Source organism: Legionella gratiana, assembly GCF_001467695.1.
Classification (GTDB): Bacteria; Pseudomonadota; Gammaproteobacteria; order Legionellales; family Legionellaceae; genus Legionella; species Legionella gratiana.
Window position 1 is genome coordinate 662,387 of record NZ_LNYE01000029.1, and the last position, 19,722, is coordinate 682,108.

The window sequence follows — 19,722 nt, forward strand, 5'->3', positions numbered from 1 at the left end:
CTTCCAGAATGTCTTTAAAAAAATTTAGTGTCTACAGTGAACGATGTCCATCACATAATGTTCTTGAGGGAATTAGCGATAAATGGTCAATTTTAGTAATTAACCTATTATTAAATCAAACTTACCGATTCGGGGAATTAAAACGTGAAATTGGTGGAATTTCTCCGAAAATGTTAGCACAAACACTAAATAAATTAGAACGTTTCGGGTTTATTGAAAGAAAGTCTTTTCCAGTATTACCGATGAAAGTTGAATATTCATTAACAGCATTAGGTAAGGAACTAGGTACTATTCTTAATTTACTTACAGCGTGGACCGAAAAAAATATGGATGCAATAATTACCGCTGAAAATAGATTTGCAGAAACACATGAATATCCATAAAATTATTCATAGGTGACCCAATAAAACCTTATTCTTGACTTACCTATTTAAATAGCCGTATGACATAAACGCATTCTGCCGCTATTTTTGCACCGCATCTTTAGGATGCAAAATCAAGTTTATAAATCTGATGAGATATGAACGCATTATTAACAAAAACTCGCCAATCAATAGAACACTTTAAGTGATCTGTATTAATCAAATAATAACTATTTTTTCCATCTTTAGTTCGTAAACAAGAGGTTGATCCAGCGTGCAAGAGTATGCATTGTTCACCTTGATTTTTGGTAATTAATGCTAAATTGGCATAATGCAAATGACCAGTACATACAATATGAATAGGACTTTCTCTTAAATAATTTATAAATTCTTCCGCATTATTTAAGGGATGGTGCATTCCTGAAAAATATTTAAGGTTGTGATGGAAAAATAGAATATTTAATTGCGTTGAAGTATATGAAAAATGATTTTTTATACGCTCTAATGTCTTTTGGCTTAACCGACCATCTTTAATCTGATATGGGGTAGCACTATTAACTCCCAGAATATTTACTTCTTTATTATTAAAACTGACCTCCAGCTGAGCAGAAATATACTTTTTGTATCGTTTAAATGGATATAAAAAACGGTAAATGGGATTACCTAATGGAATATCATGATTGCCTGGAACAACAAGCAGAGGAATAGTTAAGCGCTGCAAAAATCCTAATAATTGTTTATATTGCTCAGGACGCGCTCTCTGTGTTAAGTCCCCAGATATCATAATAACATCGGATTTCAATAAGGTTAGATCGTCCAGAAGAGATTCAATAATCATAGGATTATGCATTCCAAAGTGAAGATCGGAAATGTGTATTATTTTCATGATGAACTTTTTAAAAGATTTAAAGAGCGCGGGAGTGTTCGATAATACAATGGAGTTTTTGTTTTGATCGTATCGCCATCTAGAGAGATAGTCACTTCTTTATCATTATTAAAATGAATTTCAATAGGATGTTTTGATTGAATTCTTTCAAAACAACTTTTACTGCAAAACATACTTTGTATTAGTTTAAATATTTGTATTTTTCCCTGTTTAAAATAATAAAGTCCAAGCAAAGCTTTTTGAAAATTCTCTCTTTTAATTGTTGCTGGGAACTGATAAGAATAGAGATTATTACTGACCATCAAAAAAGAAGTGTGTAAAGATAAATCGAGATTTTTGCTTTTTACAGTTAAATTAAACACCGGATGCTTTTTTAAACTCTCAATGAACCCCGCTATATAACTTAACCATTTGTTATAGCTTTTATTATACTGCTCTCGTTTAACAGCAAATTTTGGATAAAAGCCAATGGAAGAGTTATTAATAAAAATAATATCATTGACCTCAGCTAAGTCGATTTTAATTGTATGAGATTTTTGCAAACAAGCAACTAGCTCTTTAACACTACAAGGTAAATCGAGTTCCTTAGCAAAATGGTTAAAAGTTCCTAAGGGAATTACCCCTAAAATTATTGAAGTATGGGCGCAATAATGAGCTGCTGTTCGTATCGTCCCATCTCCGCCGCCAATCAAAATGATTTTATGTTCACTAATACATTTCTTTATCGTCGTTGGCAATTTTTTTGGTGTGGTCTCATAGAGAGTATAAGAAATATTCGCGTCTTTTAAACCATCGAGATAAAGTATCGCTTTAGCGGGATTATTGGCCATTTTATTTATAATAACAGCAATAGTATCCATCTATTCTCCTTTTACTGTTAGAAAAGAGAAATGCGAGTTCTTATGATTCCATTTTATTCAAGAGCTGCCTTATCATTTAATTCTCATACCAGATGGATTAAAATCTGAAATAAATGATCTTCTATAAAGTAATAGATTTTTTTTTGAATTAGTCAATAATTTCGTTATAAATAAAATACATTTACTGTTTTTCAACCGTTCTAAAGTTCAATACTACGAAAAGTTTAAATTGATTGAATAAAATTATAAATGACATTAATGCTAGTATTTAAAATATAAAATAGAATGAATATATAAATTATTATAAAAAAAACTGCAGTAATTAAAAGAAACCCGTCTTTTTCAATTAATCCTATAGAAATCAATATAATAGCAAAAGAAGTAATAAAATTGAGATAAGGAATAGGTATTATTAACAAAATACTTAAAATAAATATAAAACTAATAAAAAAATATTTAATCGACCTTGAACTAAAAAAAACTGCTCTCTTTTTTATATATTTTTCTATAAATTTCACATAAGGCATGATTTTTAATATTCCTTCACTGATATTATGAGGAATTTGTTTATTTTTAATTTTTGTAGGCAACCAAATTTTATTACGACCTATTAAAATTTGACCAGTAATGAAAACTATAGATAATCCAAATAAAGCAGTCATTCCAGGAATAAAGGATATAGGAGTGATAGCAAGCAGAGCTAATAAAATAATTAAAAACAAATTATCCTTTTGTTGAAGTTTATTTAGTAAATGATTAAGAGTAATCTTCTTCGATTTTTCTTCCGAAACTAATTTTTTTAAACGAGTTGAAATTTTCATTAAAAATTCTAATTTATTTAATCTTTTACTAGCTATTTTATGCATTAAATAATCAATGTGAAGCGTTAAACCATTTTATTAATGTATCCTCTCCCAAATTGTCATAGATATAAGATAAGTATAAAGTTAATTCATCTTCATCATTTTTATCAAACATATTGTCATCAGAATTTAGTAACGGCTCATGGTGGAAGAAAACCCCATCAAGATAATGATTACAAAAATCATGGTAATCCCTAGTGAATAAAAGGAATGTATGCCACATATTATCTATGTCACTCATCTCTGAATGTATAACGCATGAAAAGTTAAGTGAGCTATCATTGGGACGAAGCCACTTTTCTGCCTTATGCTTCTGACAAAGCCAAATAAATTTCATTAATTCTTTCAGTGCTTCTTCTGCTTGCATTTTAGCAGCAGGATAGTCTTTATCATATCGAGAAATAATTTTATTATTCTTATAGCATGTCAATCGGTTTAAATCAGGTAGGTTCATAATTAAATCTTATTCAGGTCTATGATATTGTAATTCACGCAGTATATTTGTGAATATACTGCGATCCCGTGTAGTTAACTAATGCTAGTACAGGGTCTACACCAACCTTTGCTCTTCTTTAATTTTTTTTGTTGGACAATTTTTTTAATAATTTCTTCTTTCATAACATACTCCTTTATTAATAATTAAATTCATTTAAAGCATATAAAGTCATTATTAATCAGTCAATTAGTTACTTTTTAGTAACTATTCTACGCACACCAAAATTAAATTCGAAACAATGCCTTAGCGTTATCACTTAAGATTTTTAGGACAAGACTTTCAGGAAGATTTGCTTGCTTAATATACTCTACAGCCCTGACGTATTTATCATGATTTGCATAAGGATAATCTGTACCTAACAGCAAATGATCGGGCGAATAAACAGCAACGGCATTATGTAAGGCTGGGATATGTCCATGAGCTACGGTATCAACCCAGAATTTTTTTATAAAATCACTGGGCTTTCCTTGTATTTCACCCTCCCCCCAATCAGTGTATAAATTATCAAGACGTTGCATAATCATGGGCAAATAACCGCCTAGATGAGTACTAATAAATCGAATATCGGGAAAACGCGAAGTAACACCTGAGAGAATCAAATGCAACACCCCATAAGTATCCTCAAATGGTGCGCCAATCATCCAGGTCAGTCCATAGACCTTAGTTTGTTCGCCCGTGCAACACCCGGCAGGGTGCAAAAATACAATAGCTTTTCTGCGATTCAGCTCGGCAAAAATAGCCTCAAAACGGTTTGCTTCGACAATAGAATGCTGTAATACAGTGGTCGTCAAGGTAACTCCCAACATTCCCAACTCATCAAAGATGCGATTGATTTCATCTAATGATTCTTGAATATGGGGTAGCGGGAAGATTCCAAAAGCCTGAAATCGGTTAGGGTATTTAGCAATAAGCTGCGCATAAAGATTATTAGCCATTTTCGCACTAGCAACAGAATCATCTTTATTTGCAAAATAAGGAACTTGAGGGACGATTGAGAGTACTTGTAAATCCACTCCAGCATTATCCATCACACTAAAACGTGCTGCTAATTCTTGCTCCTCCAATCCAGCATTCATATAACGAGCCACATTAACCAGCTCTCCTCCTTTTTGTTCAATATCATCAAGATATGCCTTGGGAAAACAATGGGCATGAACGTCAATAATCATAGTCAATTACCTCCGGTGGAGTACTCATTAACTTTAATTATAGCTAGGCTCACGAAGGAAGAATGAACATCCCTAGTTTCCATTTATTTTATGTCAATTTTATTAGTGTGACGTTTTGGCCGATTCACTTTTTGAGCCACCTCAGTCGAGTAAGTCCCTAAAACAGGCCGTTCTGATAAATAAGTGAATAGCATGACTCTAAACCAAACTTGTCGTATCTTCTATTGCTAACAATAGTTCATGTGACTTGGCTAATTGCCCAGTCACATCATAACCCCTGTGGCAAAGGAAATGAGTAGTTTTTATTTTAATAATTTCTTAATATTTTTCATTCATAATGATTGGTTATAATTCAAAACGAATAAACATTTATATTTAAACTTAGTGAAACTCTATGAAAAATCTTATCTTAAGCTTTAATTTTTCAAAACTTACTGGTGAAGCCAGTCCAAAATTTACTTCATTTGAAGAAAAGCTGCAGTTGTATCTGCGTGCTTTTGAAGATGGATATAACTTAGCAAGACAAAAATTTCCCAAGCATAGAATTATCCTACTCACTCATGAATATGCAATAACTAAGACCAACCCTTCAAATTCGAAAATTCTTGATTATTCTGAGCATCTGAGGGTCCAGGAACGATTAAAAGAGTTTACTCGATTAAATCAAAATTGCGTTGTTATTTTTCCATACGCCTTCGCCAAAGAATATCATAATGAACATCAATTTCCTAAGTTGCTAAAAATAGCACAACGCTATCAAGAAAATTCGCACAAAAAAAGTGCTTATACGGTTGAACAAGAAGACTTTGAAAACTATTTAGATAAATCTCAAACCAATAACTCTGACCATACAATTACTGTTGTACGTAATGTTTGTTATCTGTTAAGCGGGGGGATAATATTGAATAAAGTGGACAAACGCGTTCCTTGTTTTGAATACACTTTACCTAATAGTTCAACAGTGAGAGCGCCCTTGGTACAAGGCAGTACTTTATTTCAGCCCGGTACCAATAGAAATATAATATCTTTAAACAAAACTCAATCATTAGCTATAGAGATTTGTGCAGATCACGCCAGTGGTTTATTAAAATCTACCTGGAAACCAAATAAGTCTCCGGCAACCTATCATTTGATCGTGGCAGACTCTACCCCTCTGAATACTAAAAACTTAATTGGAAAATTTAATATACTTTGTGACGCAATAACCGGAACATCATTAATACAACAAAAGGGCATGGATAAGAAGGAAGCTCCCATAGTAATAGCTATCAAACCGGAATTTAACGAAGGATTACTCGAATACACCCATAAATATGTAAAACCGGAGATAGTGACTGACAGCGCTATAAACCTATCTCCTATTTGAGACTCATTATAAGTCTAATATAGATTTAAACGAAGGCAGTGAGGATCCATACAAGTGGTAAACATTAATTGATGTCAAAAAAATCAAGAGGTATATCTCTTTCACTTTATTACTCACAATAGACTACTATCTGAAGAATGAATATTTAGGGAGAAACAGATGTGGCTCTACTATCTCGAGAACATTAATTCAAGTATGGATATTACTTATGTCCTTATAAGAACATTTATAATTTATATTTACGCTATTTTTTTAATCCGAATAGGTAACAAGCGCTTTCATTTTGATACGACTATCGATTTCGTTCTGATCATTATTATTGGAGCAGTGTTAAGTAGAACAATAAATGGACCTTCAACGTTGATACAAGCAATGGCAGGAAGCGCTTTACTTATTTTTTTACATTGGTTATTTGCTAAGTTTTCTTTTAAATATCATAAATTTGGTAAACTAATAAAAGGGAGACCAATAATTCTAATTAAAGATGGAAAAATTATTTGGAATGCGCTGGAAGAAAATCAAATATCTAAAGATGATCTACTAGAAATCATAAGAGATAGATTAAAAACTAATAATTTAGATCAAATAAAAAAAGCCTACCTAGAGCGAACTGGAAAGATAAGTTTTATTATAAAAAATAAGAAAGTATAGTCCTATTTAAAACCGCATAAATTTGGATGCATAAAAAATATTTTAATACCAGTCTGAATGCTCTTAAGAGGTATGTGTTCAGGGGATATACTTGCCTCTTGGTGAAAGGCGATATTTGACATGAACGCGTACCTTAAGAGCAAAAGTAGTGTAAATGAATTGTTAATAGTCTTAATTCCCTTACAAAAACGTGCTGCTCTTTCATAAAGATTGAGGGTTTTTATAATAAATTGACAGTTTTTTTATCATCCAGCCATTATCTGGAAAAGTTGTCCCAGGTACTTCCCAAACACCTGTTGCAAAAGCGCCAGCTCCCCATAAAATAGCAAATATATGTGCATCAACCGCACTTCTTAATTGAGTAGTATTATTATGAGCCCAATTAAAGTTGTTTAATGTCAAACACTGCGTTGCATTTTTGCCAGCACATAAGCTATAAGCAGCTGGTAAATGAGCAACATCATGATTAATCCAGGGAGCGATATTGCTTAAATCTTGTTGTAAGTTTGCATCACCAAAAAAGTATACCGGTGCAGTACCCTCTTCATGTGCATCGAGATCAGGCTCATCCTGTGTTGGGAGATGAGCAGCCGGTATTTGCCATAACATAGCAGGAATATAATTCTTGCCTGCTTGTTCTCCCAATCCCTCACTTATTTCTTTGGTCATAGCTAGAAAATTTTGCCATGCGACATCATTATAAAACGTCGCCTGATTAATCAATAAAGTAGGAAATTTGCTGCTGTAATCATCAGCACCATAACGATCAAAATAAATAAAATCAGGTTTGTAATTGCCCATGAATAATTCAAAACTTTTTAAATCAGCTAGAACCTTATTCACATAAGGCCTTACAGCAGTGGGTCCTTGATGAATCCACCAACCTCCTTCTGGAACCGCGGAAATATTTTCATGAACTCCAAGAGCAACATGGGGACCAAAATATTTAGCCATCCAGTTTTGCGCTTGTAGCCAACCATTAAAATTATCTGTAAACTCAGGAATGTCGCTCGTTGAATTTGATGCACTACACAGCGGTTGTACATATTCGTTAACGCAAGCAGCAAAAGTTTGCCCTGCAGTATAATTATCAGTTTTAGATTTGAGCCAAAGAAGTAAATCAGTCGGGGTACCTTTGACGAGTACCGGTTTATTATCCCAACCATAAGTACAGTTTGGCGTATTACTACTATTATAATCAACTTTTTTAGTCATCATACAATAAGCATCGGAAACAGCTTGACCAACCGGTATATTTAACGATTTAACAGTCTCCACGCGATTTGTATTGCCTAAATAACCAAGCATATCGGGGTTTAATAATATAGTGCCGTAGGTTCCAGTATTGCTATAAGCATTATCTTCCAGTGTTTTTGACAAGAACATAAGATTAAAAAAATGTTTTGTTAATTCATCCAACTGCGTCACACTATCAGTATTCCAACCGCCACTGAGTTGCCAACCATACTCCACTAAAACAGGATTAACAGAATAGCCCGTATTTGTTTTTATATTTTTAGCCATGTTAATCATATTCCAAATTTTATATGGGGTTTCTATTTTTCCAGGATCACCATCACCACCTGCACCATTGTAGGTAAATACAGAATCAACACGAATATTCGTTGGTTCTTGCAAGGATCCATTAGTTATAGTTCCCATTGCTAAATAATTTGGCCAACCAGGAATCAGAAAATTATTTTTATCTAGATCATAAGCAAAGGTTACAGTGCTCATTACACTTAGAGTCAAAAAATTAAGAATCATATTTTTCATTAAATACTTCCTAAATTTAGTCATTAAAATTGCAAATAACCATAACAAATATCATTTGCTGCTTATTGTTTTTACAGATTATATCATGATTACTCATATTAGCTAAAAACGAGAACACAAACTCTTTGAATAGATTAGGACTTGTCACCATGCCTTATTTTTTTAAGGTCGTTTCCGTAGTATTTGAGGATAAATTAGAAAGTTGCTCTTGAGTCCAATTAAATAATTTTTGGCCGACAGCCATTCCTACTGCAACTCGTGCAGTACCCCATCCAATCCTAAATTGCTGTTGAAAAAAACTCATCCGTCCTAGAAAAGATCGCTGTGAATCTTTTGACTCACTCCACACTTTCGTCAACACCTCCTGCATCGATGGTGGTTTAAAATTGGGAGGCGTTGCATATTGCATATTACGAACGTAATTGAATGGGCTTGATACAATTGTAGCCATTCCAGCCGCACTTGCATTATAGATAAATTCAAGAGCAGGTTGATTTGCATCAGACGTTTTATTCTCAGATTTTTTTGTCGTATTGTTCATAAGACTCCGTAACATTTCATAAGTACTTCCAAAAAACATGTCGCGTGTCATTGTAGCTGTGGTTCCTTTTAGAAACGGTGCAATTCCTCCTAGCCCCCACATCTCGCGAATACTTGAGCGAAAGGAAGCATTTTCCTGCCCCCAGGTATGGTACTTGATGGCAGAAATACTGTTGGTTAATACTCCTCCGATACTTCCCGCAGTCATACCTACAAAAAATTGAGAAAGTGTTTGGCTAACTCCTAAAGTATTACGCAAGTAAGGCAATAAATATCTATTTAGTTCCCCCTGTGCTACATAGTAAATACCTCCAAGAAAAGCACGTTGTACGAATGCTTGAGAAAAACCTTGATAAGGAGACTTAAAATTTTGAAATAATAGAAAAGGACGGTTATGTTTCACCGATAAATATAAAGCACGATCCCAGGGATTAAAAAGTCCTGAGTTTGATGCACCGGCAAGCAATCCACTTACAACGTCAATATTAAATTTTTGTTTGTAATTTTGTTTTGAAGTCATGAAATCACCTGTCAGTATAAATTCTCATTATGTTAATCAAAATTCGTGCATAACGCTAATCCATTAAAAATTATCACATATTTGCACAATATATATGACATATAAAAACAATCAATTGTACACATATTAGCCAAGATGGTTAAATGATAATAACAAATATATTCTAATGGTAATGTACATGCGAGACGATAACATACAAAAGTATTTAAATGATCTGAGAAATGGTGATTTTTTAGCAGCTGAAAATCTTTCTAATTATATCACTACAAAATATAAATCTTTTTCACCTATTTCAGCAGTTGATCTTATGATCTTTACTGATTATGAGCTTTGTAAAACAGATATAAATGAAGAAGATTTAGGGAAACTAAATTTTTTGGTAGAGTTTATAGCCCAATATTATCCAGAGGGGATTGAAGCATATACTTTAGCAAACTTGTATGTATCAGCAACTACTGTAATAGATATGAAAAGACATCCAGAATATAGCAGTGTAATAGATAATACAAACAATAAAGAACTTATTAAGAACTCTGATTTCTCGCAACTACAAAATAAAGTTATAGCAGCTAAAAAAAATAATAACGCCCCATTGTCAGATAGCTATCTACAAGATGAAATCGCAAAGATGAGGCATGAAGAAAAAAATAAACTGATAAAAAATGTCTCTGTCTTGAGCGATAGATATGAAGATAAATTTACACTTTTACAAAAAATAGCGAGGAATATTGATTTTCCTATAGTAGCAACAAATTCTATTCAAAAAATAGGAGATGCTGGATTCATAGCCCAAAAAATTCCAAGTTTTATGCTGGCGTTAATAGTAAAAAACTCCATGATAACAGAAGAGCAAAAAAACAAGGAACTTACACTTTATGATATAGCAATTCAATTTGGGCAGTTAGATGTTGCAAATGCCTTGGCAAAAAAATACGAAAAGTTGACGCTAAATAACGTATCTGATAATCAACCAAACGAGGGCCTCAAGCATTTAATATATTGTAATAACATACTGGCTGAAACAAATAAATTGAGCGTGATGGGCCAGCAAATGATTTTGAAATTAGCCAAGAATGAGCAACAACGCCACACCCTTAAAGAATTTTTTCAATCTTTAAAAGAAAATAAAGCAGGTAATATGGAAGGTTTTAGAAAAAATCTGGCTCTGCAGTTAAATATCCCTGATAATCATAAAGAATTTAATAAGGCATTTAATATTATACAAAAAGGGGATGCGTTAGAGAAGCTCATAAATCAGTATAAAATTAAAGACATAAGTACCTTTGGGATGAAATTAAAGGAATTTAAAAATAAAGCAAATGACATACTCAGCTCTTTAAAATCAAATTTACCAGTAAGTGCTGTTGGAATGAAATCAGAAGAATTTAAAAATAAAGCACATAGTAAACTCAAACCTTTAAAATCAAATCTGCTAACTCGTATTTTGGAGTGCATTCGTAATGCAATTAATCGGTCTCCTGATTATCTTAGTATGAAGCACCAAGACAAAATTAATTCTGCTCTCAACTCAACTCCAACGCAAAAAGAAATGAAAGCGTTTATTAAGCAAATAAGAAGGGAAGAACGTGAACAAAATAAATTGGCAGCTACATGCATTAGATGAGGGCTCTACACATCGATCTTAATAACAGCTGTAATCTTTTGAATCGATAAAACAATGACAGTACCAAATAATTAGTAACTAATCATTTGATATTGTTGTCACTCCGGAAGAGATACAATAGAGCCAAGGATCCTATCCTTCTGGCTTAAGGAGCATGATTTTATGAGTTTGATTCCATTAAATAAGGCACCATTCTAAAAACTCATCAAGATTTTCCGAGTTCGTCACTGGATGCAGCGGACAACAAGCCTATAATAAGTTATAAAAAAGCACAAAAGGAGGATTGCAATGCAACACCTGTTTTGGGAGGTTTTAAAGCACTTGGGTAAATCGTTGGATATCACATTGATTCATATGTTAAGCTTTAAAAAAAGCCCAAGTAATTTATTTTGACATAAATATAAGTAATGAATAACCAAATAGATCAAGAAAAAAAGCAATTATGGATTATTTTATTGATTGTTCTCATCAGTTTTCTTAGCTCATCCATTGCTTACCCGATTTTTCCACCTTTATTTTTACAATCAGGTAGCCATTCAATTATTGGAACCGAATGGAGTGAAACAGGAAAGCGTATTTTGTTAGGGCTTACTCTTGCAATTTTTCCTTTAGGACAATTCATTGGCGCCCCCATTCTAGGAAAAAACTCTGATCGATATGGTCGAAAAAAAATCCTTATTATTAGTTTAGCAGGGAGCTTACTCGGTTATTTACTCACCGTCTTATCATTTTGGATCAATTGTTTTTGGTTATTGTTATTCAGTCGTTTTTTAACCGGATTTATGGAGGGAACTTTTGCAGTTGCACGAGCATTTGCTTCCGAACTGACCACAATTAATAAATTTGTAAGTTTTGGCAGGATCAACAGTATGGCTGCTATTGGTTATATTATTGGACCTGTCATTGGTGGTTTATTATCCGATTCGAAGATTATTTCATGGTTTTCCTGGTCTTTTCCTTTTACTATTGCAGCCTTAGTTTCTGTTGTAACATTAGCACTTGCATGGTGGAAATTACCAGAGCATAAAGGACAGAGCATCTCGACCAAAGAATCCATATGGAACCAGCTGAATATTATTCGTCAATTTTGGCAATTATTTCAAAATCACCCACACTTGAAACATTTAATGCTCATCAGTACACTTTTTACCTTCGCAGTAGATATCTTTTATGAATTTGGCCCCGTTTATCTGGCGGGTAAATGGCTCATGTCACCAGCGATGATTGCCATTTATAATGCGGCTTTATCAGCAACCCTTGCTTTAGGTGCATCATGGCTTCCAAGGCATCTTTCAAAACACATCCCCATTCACAAAGTTATTACCCTTTCCATGATCGCTACGGTCTTGATTTTTGTCTGCATGATTGCTTTTCAGTATCGTGTTCCCATGTTTTTATTTTTCGCGCTCATTGGTTTTAGCATTACCAGCGTGACGACAACCATGACGATTCATATTTCAAATAAGGCACACTCCGCTATTCAAGGAGAAGTCATGGGTGCTCAATTAAGCTTACGAACACTGGGGGATGCCGTCATTTGTCTTTTTGGCGGTTTACTCATCGTAGTTTCTCTTATTTCGCCCATTATACTTTGCTGTGCCACAGCATTGGTGGCAAGTGTTTTATGTATGTTATATTTAAAACCGGATGTACAATAAGAAAAACTCCATCGCCTCCATACAAATAAGGCCAATAGTGTTATTTAAAGGGACTGCAGGATGCAAGAGCGAATTTACTCTCTAGGATTTAGAGGATTATTTTTATTACTGTTAATTTATCCTCATAGTTCTAAAGCGAATCAACCTTTATCAACGAACGAACTACCAAGCCGAGGGAATTATTCCTTGGTAACCTCACAACAACCAGGCCCGTTTTTTTCCTTTGGACAAAATATTGTTGATAAAAATCAATTGATTGTTTCTTATAATCCCAGTTATTTATACAGCAAAGGCCAAAGTATTTTAGAGGGAGATCCCGCCCTACTCTATGGAATTACAGATTCTATGTCGCTCTTAGTCACCTTACCTTATGCATTCAGCTATAATAATGGCGATACAACTCAGTCTGGGATAGGTGATCTTGCTATTGATTTAGAATACGCTTTTTATAATTTCGAAAACTCAAAATATTCCGATCAAGCAACTATTATATTCTCCCCTACGTTCCCTATCAGTAACTTAGATGCAATTTCTAAAAAAACCAATCCTAGCCAACGAGTATCAGGATTTTCAAGAAAAAATGTGCCCTCTAATTTCAATGCGATTAGTTATTTTATTGGCGGCACCTATTCTCGGATGCTCATTGACTGGTATGGTTTTTTGGCTCCCGGAGTATTACTTATCGAAAAACAAAATGCAATTCAGCAAGGAACCCAATATTATTATAATTTGGGTATAGGACACACCATCAAAAGTATAGAAAGAAAATACATATGTTCCGGATTACTCGAATTAAACGGCCAATACAGTGGCAAAACTATATTTGCATCAAATACCGTTCCTAACACAGGAGGAAATATTATTTACATCACTCCATCACTTTGGTTTTCTACGCCCAAAATAATTGTCCAGGTTGGTATTTCTTTACCTATCACACAGTATTGGTACGGTACTCAAAGCAAGATTTCTTATTATACAGGCAGCATTATCACTTGGACTATTCATTAGTGAATTAAAGGATACATTGATGCACTCTCTTTAGTCTCTCAAAGAATTATGTCTAACATTGTGCGTTGAGCTTTTTGGTTTTAGAATTATTTGTTGTTTTGAAATGGATTTCTAACTTTAAAAGGAATAAACAATGAAAATACCTTCTTATGTCTTATTACTAACAAGCCTATTATGTAACTCACTATATGCTTCAACAGAGATAGTTGTTCCCAAGTTAGCTACGCCTGATCATACAATCATCAAAAGGTATTCTAACACAGCAGATAGCGACTCTGGATTACCAAAAGCGCAAAGAACCTTAGATTACCCAACACATGTAGTACGTATGGAAGAAGTACAACTGCAAGACACTTCGCTAAATTGCGAACAAGTACACCAAAAAATTAATGAATTTTTTGTCAAGAAGCTACCCGTTGCCATGACTTATTATAACATAATCGCATATTGCAGTTATGATGGAGAAAACCCTAACATTGCTAAGAATTATACCATTAATGCCTATTTTGATCCTTTAACCGATCAAGCAATCGAATACTTAAAAAATTATATTCATGAATACAATGGACAAGATTTAATGGGAACCCCTTTCAATATAGAGGAAGCAAAAAAAGTAATCGTTTCATTAAATTTTGATGCTGGTATTCGAAAAGATGAGTACGGTCAAATTATTTTGCGTTATTATCATGAAAATCAAACCCATAGTTTTCAAAATTTCTTTGATGTCCGTAAAGAATTAATTACTGACATTCATCATCGTCTTCATTCCAATGAAAGTGCCACGATTATTCCTTTATTTACCAAATGGTTTTCTCCAGGTGGTGAGCTACTCTATACTCATATCTTAAGAAAATCGGATTATCTATTATTACAACCTGAATTAATTTTCCTTTTAGAGCAGGAACCAAATACATTTACATCTAAGTTGCGCATGTATTACGCGCACTACTGTGCAAATAATCCCAATAAGAAATGCTTATAAAACACACATCAACGTGCAGATACTTCTACTCATCACCCTCTGCAAAACAGAGGGTTAGGATTCCGTAATGACAAACAATCCGATGTAACTCAGAAAAAATAGAGTTCATTGAATCTATAAACTCTATATACGATTTTTATAACTGTATGCCCTACTATTTGCGACTAGGGCATTAGCACCTGTAAGATTAACTAAAGTTTATACGTTTACAGCCCTGAACTGACATATCTTCCTCAATCTCCAACCTCTGGGGGGGCAGATTCGTTTGCCAAAAAAGAACACTATTGCCTATAGGATCAAAATTATTATGAATGAAAAAGTGCTGATTTTCAGGAGATTCTTCCCAAGTTAAATAACAGGGATCTTTAGGCTGATAATCAGCTAAATAGGTATCAGGAAGCCATTTCTTTTTAAAATGATCTCCGTATAAAAAACATTGATATACAGAAATAAACTTTTGATACTCATTAAAAGACAGACGCTTATAGCGTTCATCTCGGTACTCGTAAAGAGCCAAAAACAGCTCATTGACTGTCGCTGTTGGTTCAAGATTTAAGGTTATTGAATCCACGCTGTTTTTTTTATTAAGGATAAATTTCATTTTTAACCATTGAATAAATGGGACCATAGTTAATTAATATATTTTAAACAGCGAGAAATCAATACATAACCTATAAATAATCAACGAACTACAAAGATACCAATACCTACATTTAACCTAGAAAAAGCAGTTGGCTCCTACTGTGCGAGCTACCGACCCAACTGCTTTTTCTAGGTTAAATCACGAGAAAATATAAACGTATTTATAAACAATGAGTTAATAGAGACTACGCATTTTTTGAAATTGTCTACTATAGTAAATTTAATAATAAATATAAATTTAGGGGATATCATGGTACTGCGATGGACAGGTGTAACTCTTTTGTTGTCTCTACTTAGTGTTCCATGTTTTGCTGAAGACAAAGAAATTGCAATTACAATTGATGATTTACCCTTTGTGGGCTCTGGATCCAGCACCCCAGCAAGCCTGAAAAGAACTGAAAATCGCTTCATGGCTATAGTCAAAGCACTTGTTGATAATCAAGTTCCTGCTACAGGATTTGTTATTGGTGAAGCTGTAGCAAAAAACGAATGGTATTTGTTAGAGACTTTCCGTAATCAAGGCTTCTCTTTAGGCAATCATACTTATACACATAAAAGTCTCGATAACATGAGCGCTACTAAATACATTGCAGATATAGATCGAGCTGATTCTGTTTTAGCACCTGTCATGACTGAGCCTAAATATTTCCGCTATCCTTATCTTGCTGAAGGCAAAGGTCAAAAAAAACAAAAAGTTTATAACTATTTGGCCGAGCATCAATACACAATAGCCCCGGTGACCATTGACAGTAAAGATTATGAGTTTAATGCTCGATTCTATAAAATACCTTATAGAAAAAGAGCACAAAATCTTCCAGAATTTAAAAAACGTTATTTGGCTTACATTTGGAAACAAACTCTTCTAGCAGAGCGCAGGGCCAAAAAAGTGGATGGACAGCCTGTAAAACAAATCTTATTGATTCACGCAAACCTTCTGAATAGTTTCTGCTTAGAAGACATTATAGAAATGTACCGAAAAAATGGATATAAATTCATCAGCCTCGCTGATGCTTTAGCGCAACCATTAAGTAACAGTGTAGAACCACCCGATAGCACCACACCTAAATCATTCAGCCACAATAACTGATGATGGTTCACTCTATTGATACTAAGGCATGAATATATGATGATTAAGCGAAGAGAAGCTCTTGACATGTCGAACTCACTGCAAACAATTCGTTTTATAATTTAGCTGATTTTTCAGAAATCAGCTTATTTTTTTCCAATCTCGAGATTGCTTGCTTGGGCAGAAGGATCCAGTAATGTCCTTCATTTTTCATATGGCCGGCAATTAAAGTTGCTTTATCACCTCCGCCCCAAAAAACATCACCTCGAACTTTGCCACGAATTGCTCCACCGGTATCTTGGGCAATCATTAAACGTTGCATGGGCCTACTCATATCAGGTTTTGTACTATCAGGTCGCGTCGTATTTAACCAAAGCGGAGCTCCCATGGGGATCCATTGTTTGTCAATGGCGAGAGAATATCCAGGTGTTAATGCCACACCTTGTGAACCAAGAGCAACGCCATCAGCCATTTTACTAAAAAATACAAATGATTTATTTTGATTAATCACCTTGTCCATTTGTTTTGGATGAGCTTCTAAGTAACGCTTAATTGCTTGCATCGATGCATTATGTTTTGTCATAACCCCTTGTTTGATCAACACTCCTGCAATTGCAGTATAAGGTGCTCCATTTTGAGCATCATAACCAATATAAATATCGTTACCTTCTTCAAGTTCAATAAGACCTGAACCTTGAATTTCTAAAAATAAGCGATCTATAGGGCTGTTAATCCAAACAAGAACTTTTGCCTTTTCTTCGATAGCTCCATTATTAATTTGTTCCCGTGTATAATAAGGAACAAATTTTTTATTCTCTATTCGACCTACAATACGACGATTTTTTAAGTCATTAAAAAATAACCCTAAATCGACTGTCACTAAATCATTAGGTGTTTCATAAATAGGAACCTGGAATTCCTTAGACTTAGTATAACTGCCTTTAATAGCAGGCACATAATAGCCGGTGAAAAGGCCTGGTTTTCCATTGTTATCGGTAAACTCTACAGGAGTAAACCATTCTTCAAAAAATTGTTTGGCTTGTTTCTCTGCAACAGGAGTAATTTTTAAAGCTGCCTCACATGCAGGCTGCCAATCTTTTACTTGCAGGTCAATATGCTCGGTACCAACAACTTGCTCTGGATTCTGCCGAATGAACGCACGGCAAGATACCTGAAAAGTCTGCAAAGATTTTTTTAAATCCGCGGAACTCCAGCCGGGTAATCGTTCAAAATCAGCCTCCTTAAACATAATCTCAGGCTGCTTTAGTGGCTGCTGTTTGATGAACCAAAAGAACCTGACCAAAATGCTAAAGGTGATTAAAGTTAGAAAAAGTAGTGTATAAAGTATTTTCGTTTTCATAAGCAGGATAATTTTTACACGTTATGGAATATATTGCAACAAAAATGAGTCGTTTTCACATTTAAGTCCATTTGTCTCATCAGATGAAGAAAAAAATTGGATTAATAGTCTTTTGATTTTAAACGCTTTTTAAAAATTGTAAATAAACCATAGACATGTTGAAGTTTATTGGTCACCTCGCTGAATTAACTTAAGGATAAGTAGCTCCAACTGCTTATCCCTATAGGAGCAATATGTTCTTTAACAAAACAATTTGCCAATTTACCAACAGCAATCGATCTAACTTGTAAAAATGATAAAGGCTCACCTTTATCGAGTTGAACAATAGATAATCGCTGATGATGTGTTGCATACTTCCGATTCTTACTCCAAGCAACAAGGCAAGAAAACTCACCTAAATCCTCAATAAGATACTCATACTGTAAGCCCTCATGAGACAAAGAACAACCTTGGTGATGAAGCAATTTATGGAGTACTTGGTTTTGTGACTCCTCTTTAATAACACAGTTGAGAGTAGACGATGTCACGTATTTTTTGGATAATTGCCTGGCTACATTTTCCAAATTATAAAAGTTCTTATGTGACTCTTCTTGTCTGTTAATGACCTTGTGGTACAACAAAATATGTTGCATAGAAGCCAATAAAAGCAAGCTAATCACCATAATCATCAACAAGGTTACCGTAAAAATGAATCCCTTTTCCTTTTTCATGATCCACGTACTGCAATCATAAGTTTATACGTCTTATCCTCTTCTAAGCCTAAAGTTACTTCAAGAAACTGCTTGTTTTGAATATATTGTTTTTTAATAGATAACGAATGAACTAAAGGCGTCACCTCTTCAGTTTGTACCCATTGATAATAAAGAGCGTTTTGTCTTTTAGCATTTTTCTTAATAAACCAACGCTCTTCTAAAAACTCGCCAACGTAAGTAGCTGTCTCATAGACATGCATCAAGGGTTTACTTAAAATAATCCTCGTTTCGTTAATGTGCTGATTAATGGCTAAGAGTTCATGTATTTCTGCATAATTACAATCAGCAATTAATAAAGGTCGTTTTTCATTTAGTGAACCCAGATGTTGCACTAACAGAGTGGTTGGACTTTCTATTTTAATTAGTTTTGCAAAATTCACGTTCATCCGATTCACCTGAATAAATTGAGAGGGTTGATTTTCAATGTTCAATGCACGAATAGAATTATGATAATTCCTGTGATCAATCACCTTTAATTGATCAAGACCTAAACAAGGGGTAAAACCTGCACGCCTAATACTGTCACTTAATAAATCATCTACCCATTGCACATCAAAGCCAGCCTCTAGAATTTTTTCTATTTCCATGTATTGACGCTTACTGACTAAATAAAACTGAATTAACGGGGTCATAATCACACTGGCTAGAAAAAGACTGATTAATACTTCTGAAAGACTCAGACCTGCTTGTTTTTTCATTTACATTAGCTTAATAGAACTGTGTTTCCGAGTTATAGAGTCTAAATGCTCATGCCAGGAAAGTTTTACTAATATGTCTTGTTCTTTATGCTGTATCACTAAATGGAAAAAAGTAGGCCTTGGTGGAGTTTTTTTAATTTGGGTCGTTAATGTTTCTTCAATTTGATTCAGATAATGAGTCGCTTGTGTCCGTATCACTAACTGATTTAACATGTATTTGCTCTGTTCTTGTTGCTGAAGCAGTGTAAGGACCAATGTTGTTACTAACAATAAAGACACTAATACTTCGACAAGGGAAAATCCCTTTTGCTGATTCATAGTCCATTTCCTTTGGTTGGATTGCCCTTCAAGGGTAATGTCATAGAATAAAAAATTCAAGAAGGACATCGCTTATTTTTTTATTAATCATTAAAATAAAATCAAAAATTTATCATTCTGATTTT

The 19,722-nt window shown here is 34.0% G+C and carries 20 protein-coding genes; 8 read left to right on the plus strand and 12 right to left on the minus strand.

Annotated features, from left to right (window positions below):
- Positions 1 to 8: 8 nt before the first annotated feature.
- Positions 9 to 383 carry a winged helix-turn-helix transcriptional regulator gene (locus tag Lgra_RS15925; RefSeq protein WP_058500347.1) on the plus strand — a complete coding sequence of 125 codons (375 nt, stop codon included), beginning with the start codon at positions 9 to 11 and terminating at the stop codon, positions 381 to 383.
- Between the two features lie 100 nt (positions 384 to 483).
- Here the strand turns inward: Lgra_RS15925 and Lgra_RS15930 are convergent, their stop codons facing one another.
- The 5 genes from Lgra_RS15930 to Lgra_RS15950 all read right to left on the minus strand — a co-directional run bounded on the left by Lgra_RS15930 (position 484) and on the right by Lgra_RS15950 (position 4,636).
- Positions 484 to 1,248 carry a metallophosphoesterase family protein gene (locus Lgra_RS15930; RefSeq protein ID WP_058500136.1) on the minus strand — a complete coding sequence of 255 codons (765 nt, stop codon included), beginning with the start codon at positions 1,246 to 1,248 and terminating at the stop codon, positions 484 to 486.
- Complete coding sequence (locus tag Lgra_RS15935; protein WP_058500137.1) at positions 1,245 to 2,108, minus strand: diacylglycerol/lipid kinase family protein; 864 nt, start codon at positions 2,106 to 2,108, stop codon at positions 1,245 to 1,247. The genes Lgra_RS15930 and Lgra_RS15935 overlap by 4 nt, the downstream gene beginning before the upstream one ends.
- A 224-nt stretch (positions 2,109 to 2,332) precedes the next feature.
- Positions 2,333 to 2,974 carry an exopolysaccharide biosynthesis protein gene (locus Lgra_RS15940; RefSeq protein ID WP_238584472.1) on the minus strand — a complete coding sequence of 214 codons (642 nt, stop codon included), beginning with the start codon at positions 2,972 to 2,974 and terminating at the stop codon, positions 2,333 to 2,335.
- A 7-nt stretch (positions 2,975 to 2,981) separates the two neighbouring features.
- Positions 2,982 to 3,425, minus strand: a complete 444-nt coding sequence (locus Lgra_RS15945) for a glycine-rich domain-containing protein (protein WP_058500138.1) — start codon at positions 3,423 to 3,425, stop codon at positions 2,982 to 2,984.
- Between the two features lie 266 nt (positions 3,426 to 3,691).
- Positions 3,692 to 4,636, minus strand: coding sequence for an amidohydrolase family protein (locus tag Lgra_RS15950; RefSeq protein ID WP_058500139.1), 945 nt, complete (start codon positions 4,634 to 4,636; stop codon positions 3,692 to 3,694).
- A gap of 394 nt (positions 4,637 to 5,030) precedes the next feature.
- Between Lgra_RS15950 and Lgra_RS15955 the strand changes: the two genes are divergently transcribed.
- Both Lgra_RS15955 and Lgra_RS15960 read left to right on the plus strand, forming a co-directional pair.
- The gene (locus Lgra_RS15955) at positions 5,031 to 6,002 is read left to right on the plus strand and encodes a hypothetical protein (protein WP_058500140.1); all 972 of its coding nucleotides are present in this window, start codon (positions 5,031 to 5,033) and stop codon (positions 6,000 to 6,002) included.
- Positions 6,003 to 6,197: 195 nt separating this feature from the next.
- Positions 6,198 to 6,653, plus strand: a complete 456-nt coding sequence (locus Lgra_RS15960; protein ID WP_238584473.1) for a DUF421 domain-containing protein — start codon at positions 6,198 to 6,200, stop codon at positions 6,651 to 6,653.
- 201 nt (positions 6,654 to 6,854) lie between these two features.
- Here Lgra_RS15960 and Lgra_RS15965 read toward each other — a convergent pair whose 3' ends face one another.
- Positions 6,855 to 8,429, minus strand: coding sequence for a hypothetical protein (locus Lgra_RS15965; RefSeq protein ID WP_058500142.1), 1,575 nt, complete (start codon positions 8,427 to 8,429; stop codon positions 6,855 to 6,857).
- A gap of 154 nt (positions 8,430 to 8,583) precedes the next feature.
- The gene (locus Lgra_RS15970; RefSeq protein WP_058500143.1) at positions 8,584 to 9,489 is read right to left on the minus strand and encodes a hypothetical protein; all 906 of its coding nucleotides are present in this window, start codon (positions 9,487 to 9,489) and stop codon (positions 8,584 to 8,586) included.
- A 178-nt stretch (positions 9,490 to 9,667) separates the two neighbouring features.
- On the opposite strand from Lgra_RS15970, the gene Lgra_RS15975 reads away from it, so the two are divergent.
- The 4 genes from Lgra_RS15975 (at position 9,668) to Lgra_RS15990 (ending at position 14,761) form a co-directional block, all read left to right on the plus strand.
- Entirely contained in the window at positions 9,668 to 11,113 is a 1,446-nt protein-coding gene (locus Lgra_RS15975; protein WP_058500144.1) for a hypothetical protein, read from the plus strand.
- A 407-nt stretch (positions 11,114 to 11,520) separates the two neighbouring features.
- On the plus strand, positions 11,521 to 12,771 hold the full coding sequence (locus Lgra_RS15980) for an MFS transporter (protein WP_058500145.1): 1,251 nt from the start codon (positions 11,521 to 11,523) through the stop codon (positions 12,769 to 12,771).
- A gap of 60 nt (positions 12,772 to 12,831) precedes the next feature.
- The gene (locus Lgra_RS15985; RefSeq protein ID WP_058500146.1) at positions 12,832 to 13,779 is read left to right on the plus strand and encodes a hypothetical protein; all 948 of its coding nucleotides are present in this window, start codon (positions 12,832 to 12,834) and stop codon (positions 13,777 to 13,779) included.
- A gap of 133 nt (positions 13,780 to 13,912) precedes the next feature.
- Positions 13,913 to 14,761: an Lpg0189 family type II secretion system effector gene (locus tag Lgra_RS15990; protein WP_058500147.1), complete on the plus strand. Its 849-nt coding sequence runs from the start codon at positions 13,913 to 13,915 to the stop codon at positions 14,759 to 14,761.
- Positions 14,762 to 14,948: 187 nt separating this feature from the next.
- Here Lgra_RS15990 and Lgra_RS18510 read toward each other — a convergent pair whose 3' ends face one another.
- Entirely contained in the window at positions 14,949 to 15,362 is a 414-nt protein-coding gene (locus Lgra_RS18510; protein ID WP_058500349.1) for a hypothetical protein, read from the minus strand.
- A 291-nt stretch (positions 15,363 to 15,653) separates the two neighbouring features.
- Between Lgra_RS18510 and Lgra_RS16000 the strand changes: the two genes are divergently transcribed.
- Positions 15,654 to 16,490, plus strand: a complete 837-nt coding sequence (locus tag Lgra_RS16000; RefSeq protein ID WP_058500148.1) for a polysaccharide deacetylase family protein — start codon at positions 15,654 to 15,656, stop codon at positions 16,488 to 16,490.
- 94 nt (positions 16,491 to 16,584) lie between these two features.
- Here the strand turns inward: Lgra_RS16000 and mltA are convergent, their stop codons facing one another.
- From mltA to Lgra_RS16020, 4 genes are all read right to left on the minus strand, one after another.
- Positions 16,585 to 17,829, minus strand: coding sequence for a murein transglycosylase A (gene mltA / locus Lgra_RS16005; protein WP_058500149.1), 1,245 nt, complete (start codon positions 17,827 to 17,829; stop codon positions 16,585 to 16,587).
- Between the two features lie 185 nt (positions 17,830 to 18,014).
- Positions 18,015 to 18,539 carry a hypothetical protein gene (locus Lgra_RS16010; protein WP_058500150.1) on the minus strand — a complete coding sequence of 175 codons (525 nt, stop codon included), beginning with the start codon at positions 18,537 to 18,539 and terminating at the stop codon, positions 18,015 to 18,017.
- Positions 18,536 to 19,279, minus strand: a complete 744-nt coding sequence (locus tag Lgra_RS16015; RefSeq protein ID WP_058500151.1) for a PilW family protein — start codon at positions 19,277 to 19,279, stop codon at positions 18,536 to 18,538. Before Lgra_RS16015 ends, Lgra_RS16010 begins: the two co-directional genes overlap by 4 nt.
- On the minus strand, positions 19,280 to 19,597 hold the full coding sequence (locus Lgra_RS16020) for a prepilin-type N-terminal cleavage/methylation domain-containing protein (protein WP_058500152.1): 318 nt from the start codon (positions 19,595 to 19,597) through the stop codon (positions 19,280 to 19,282). It abuts the gene before it with no gap.
- Positions 19,598 to 19,722: the final 125 nt, after the last annotated feature.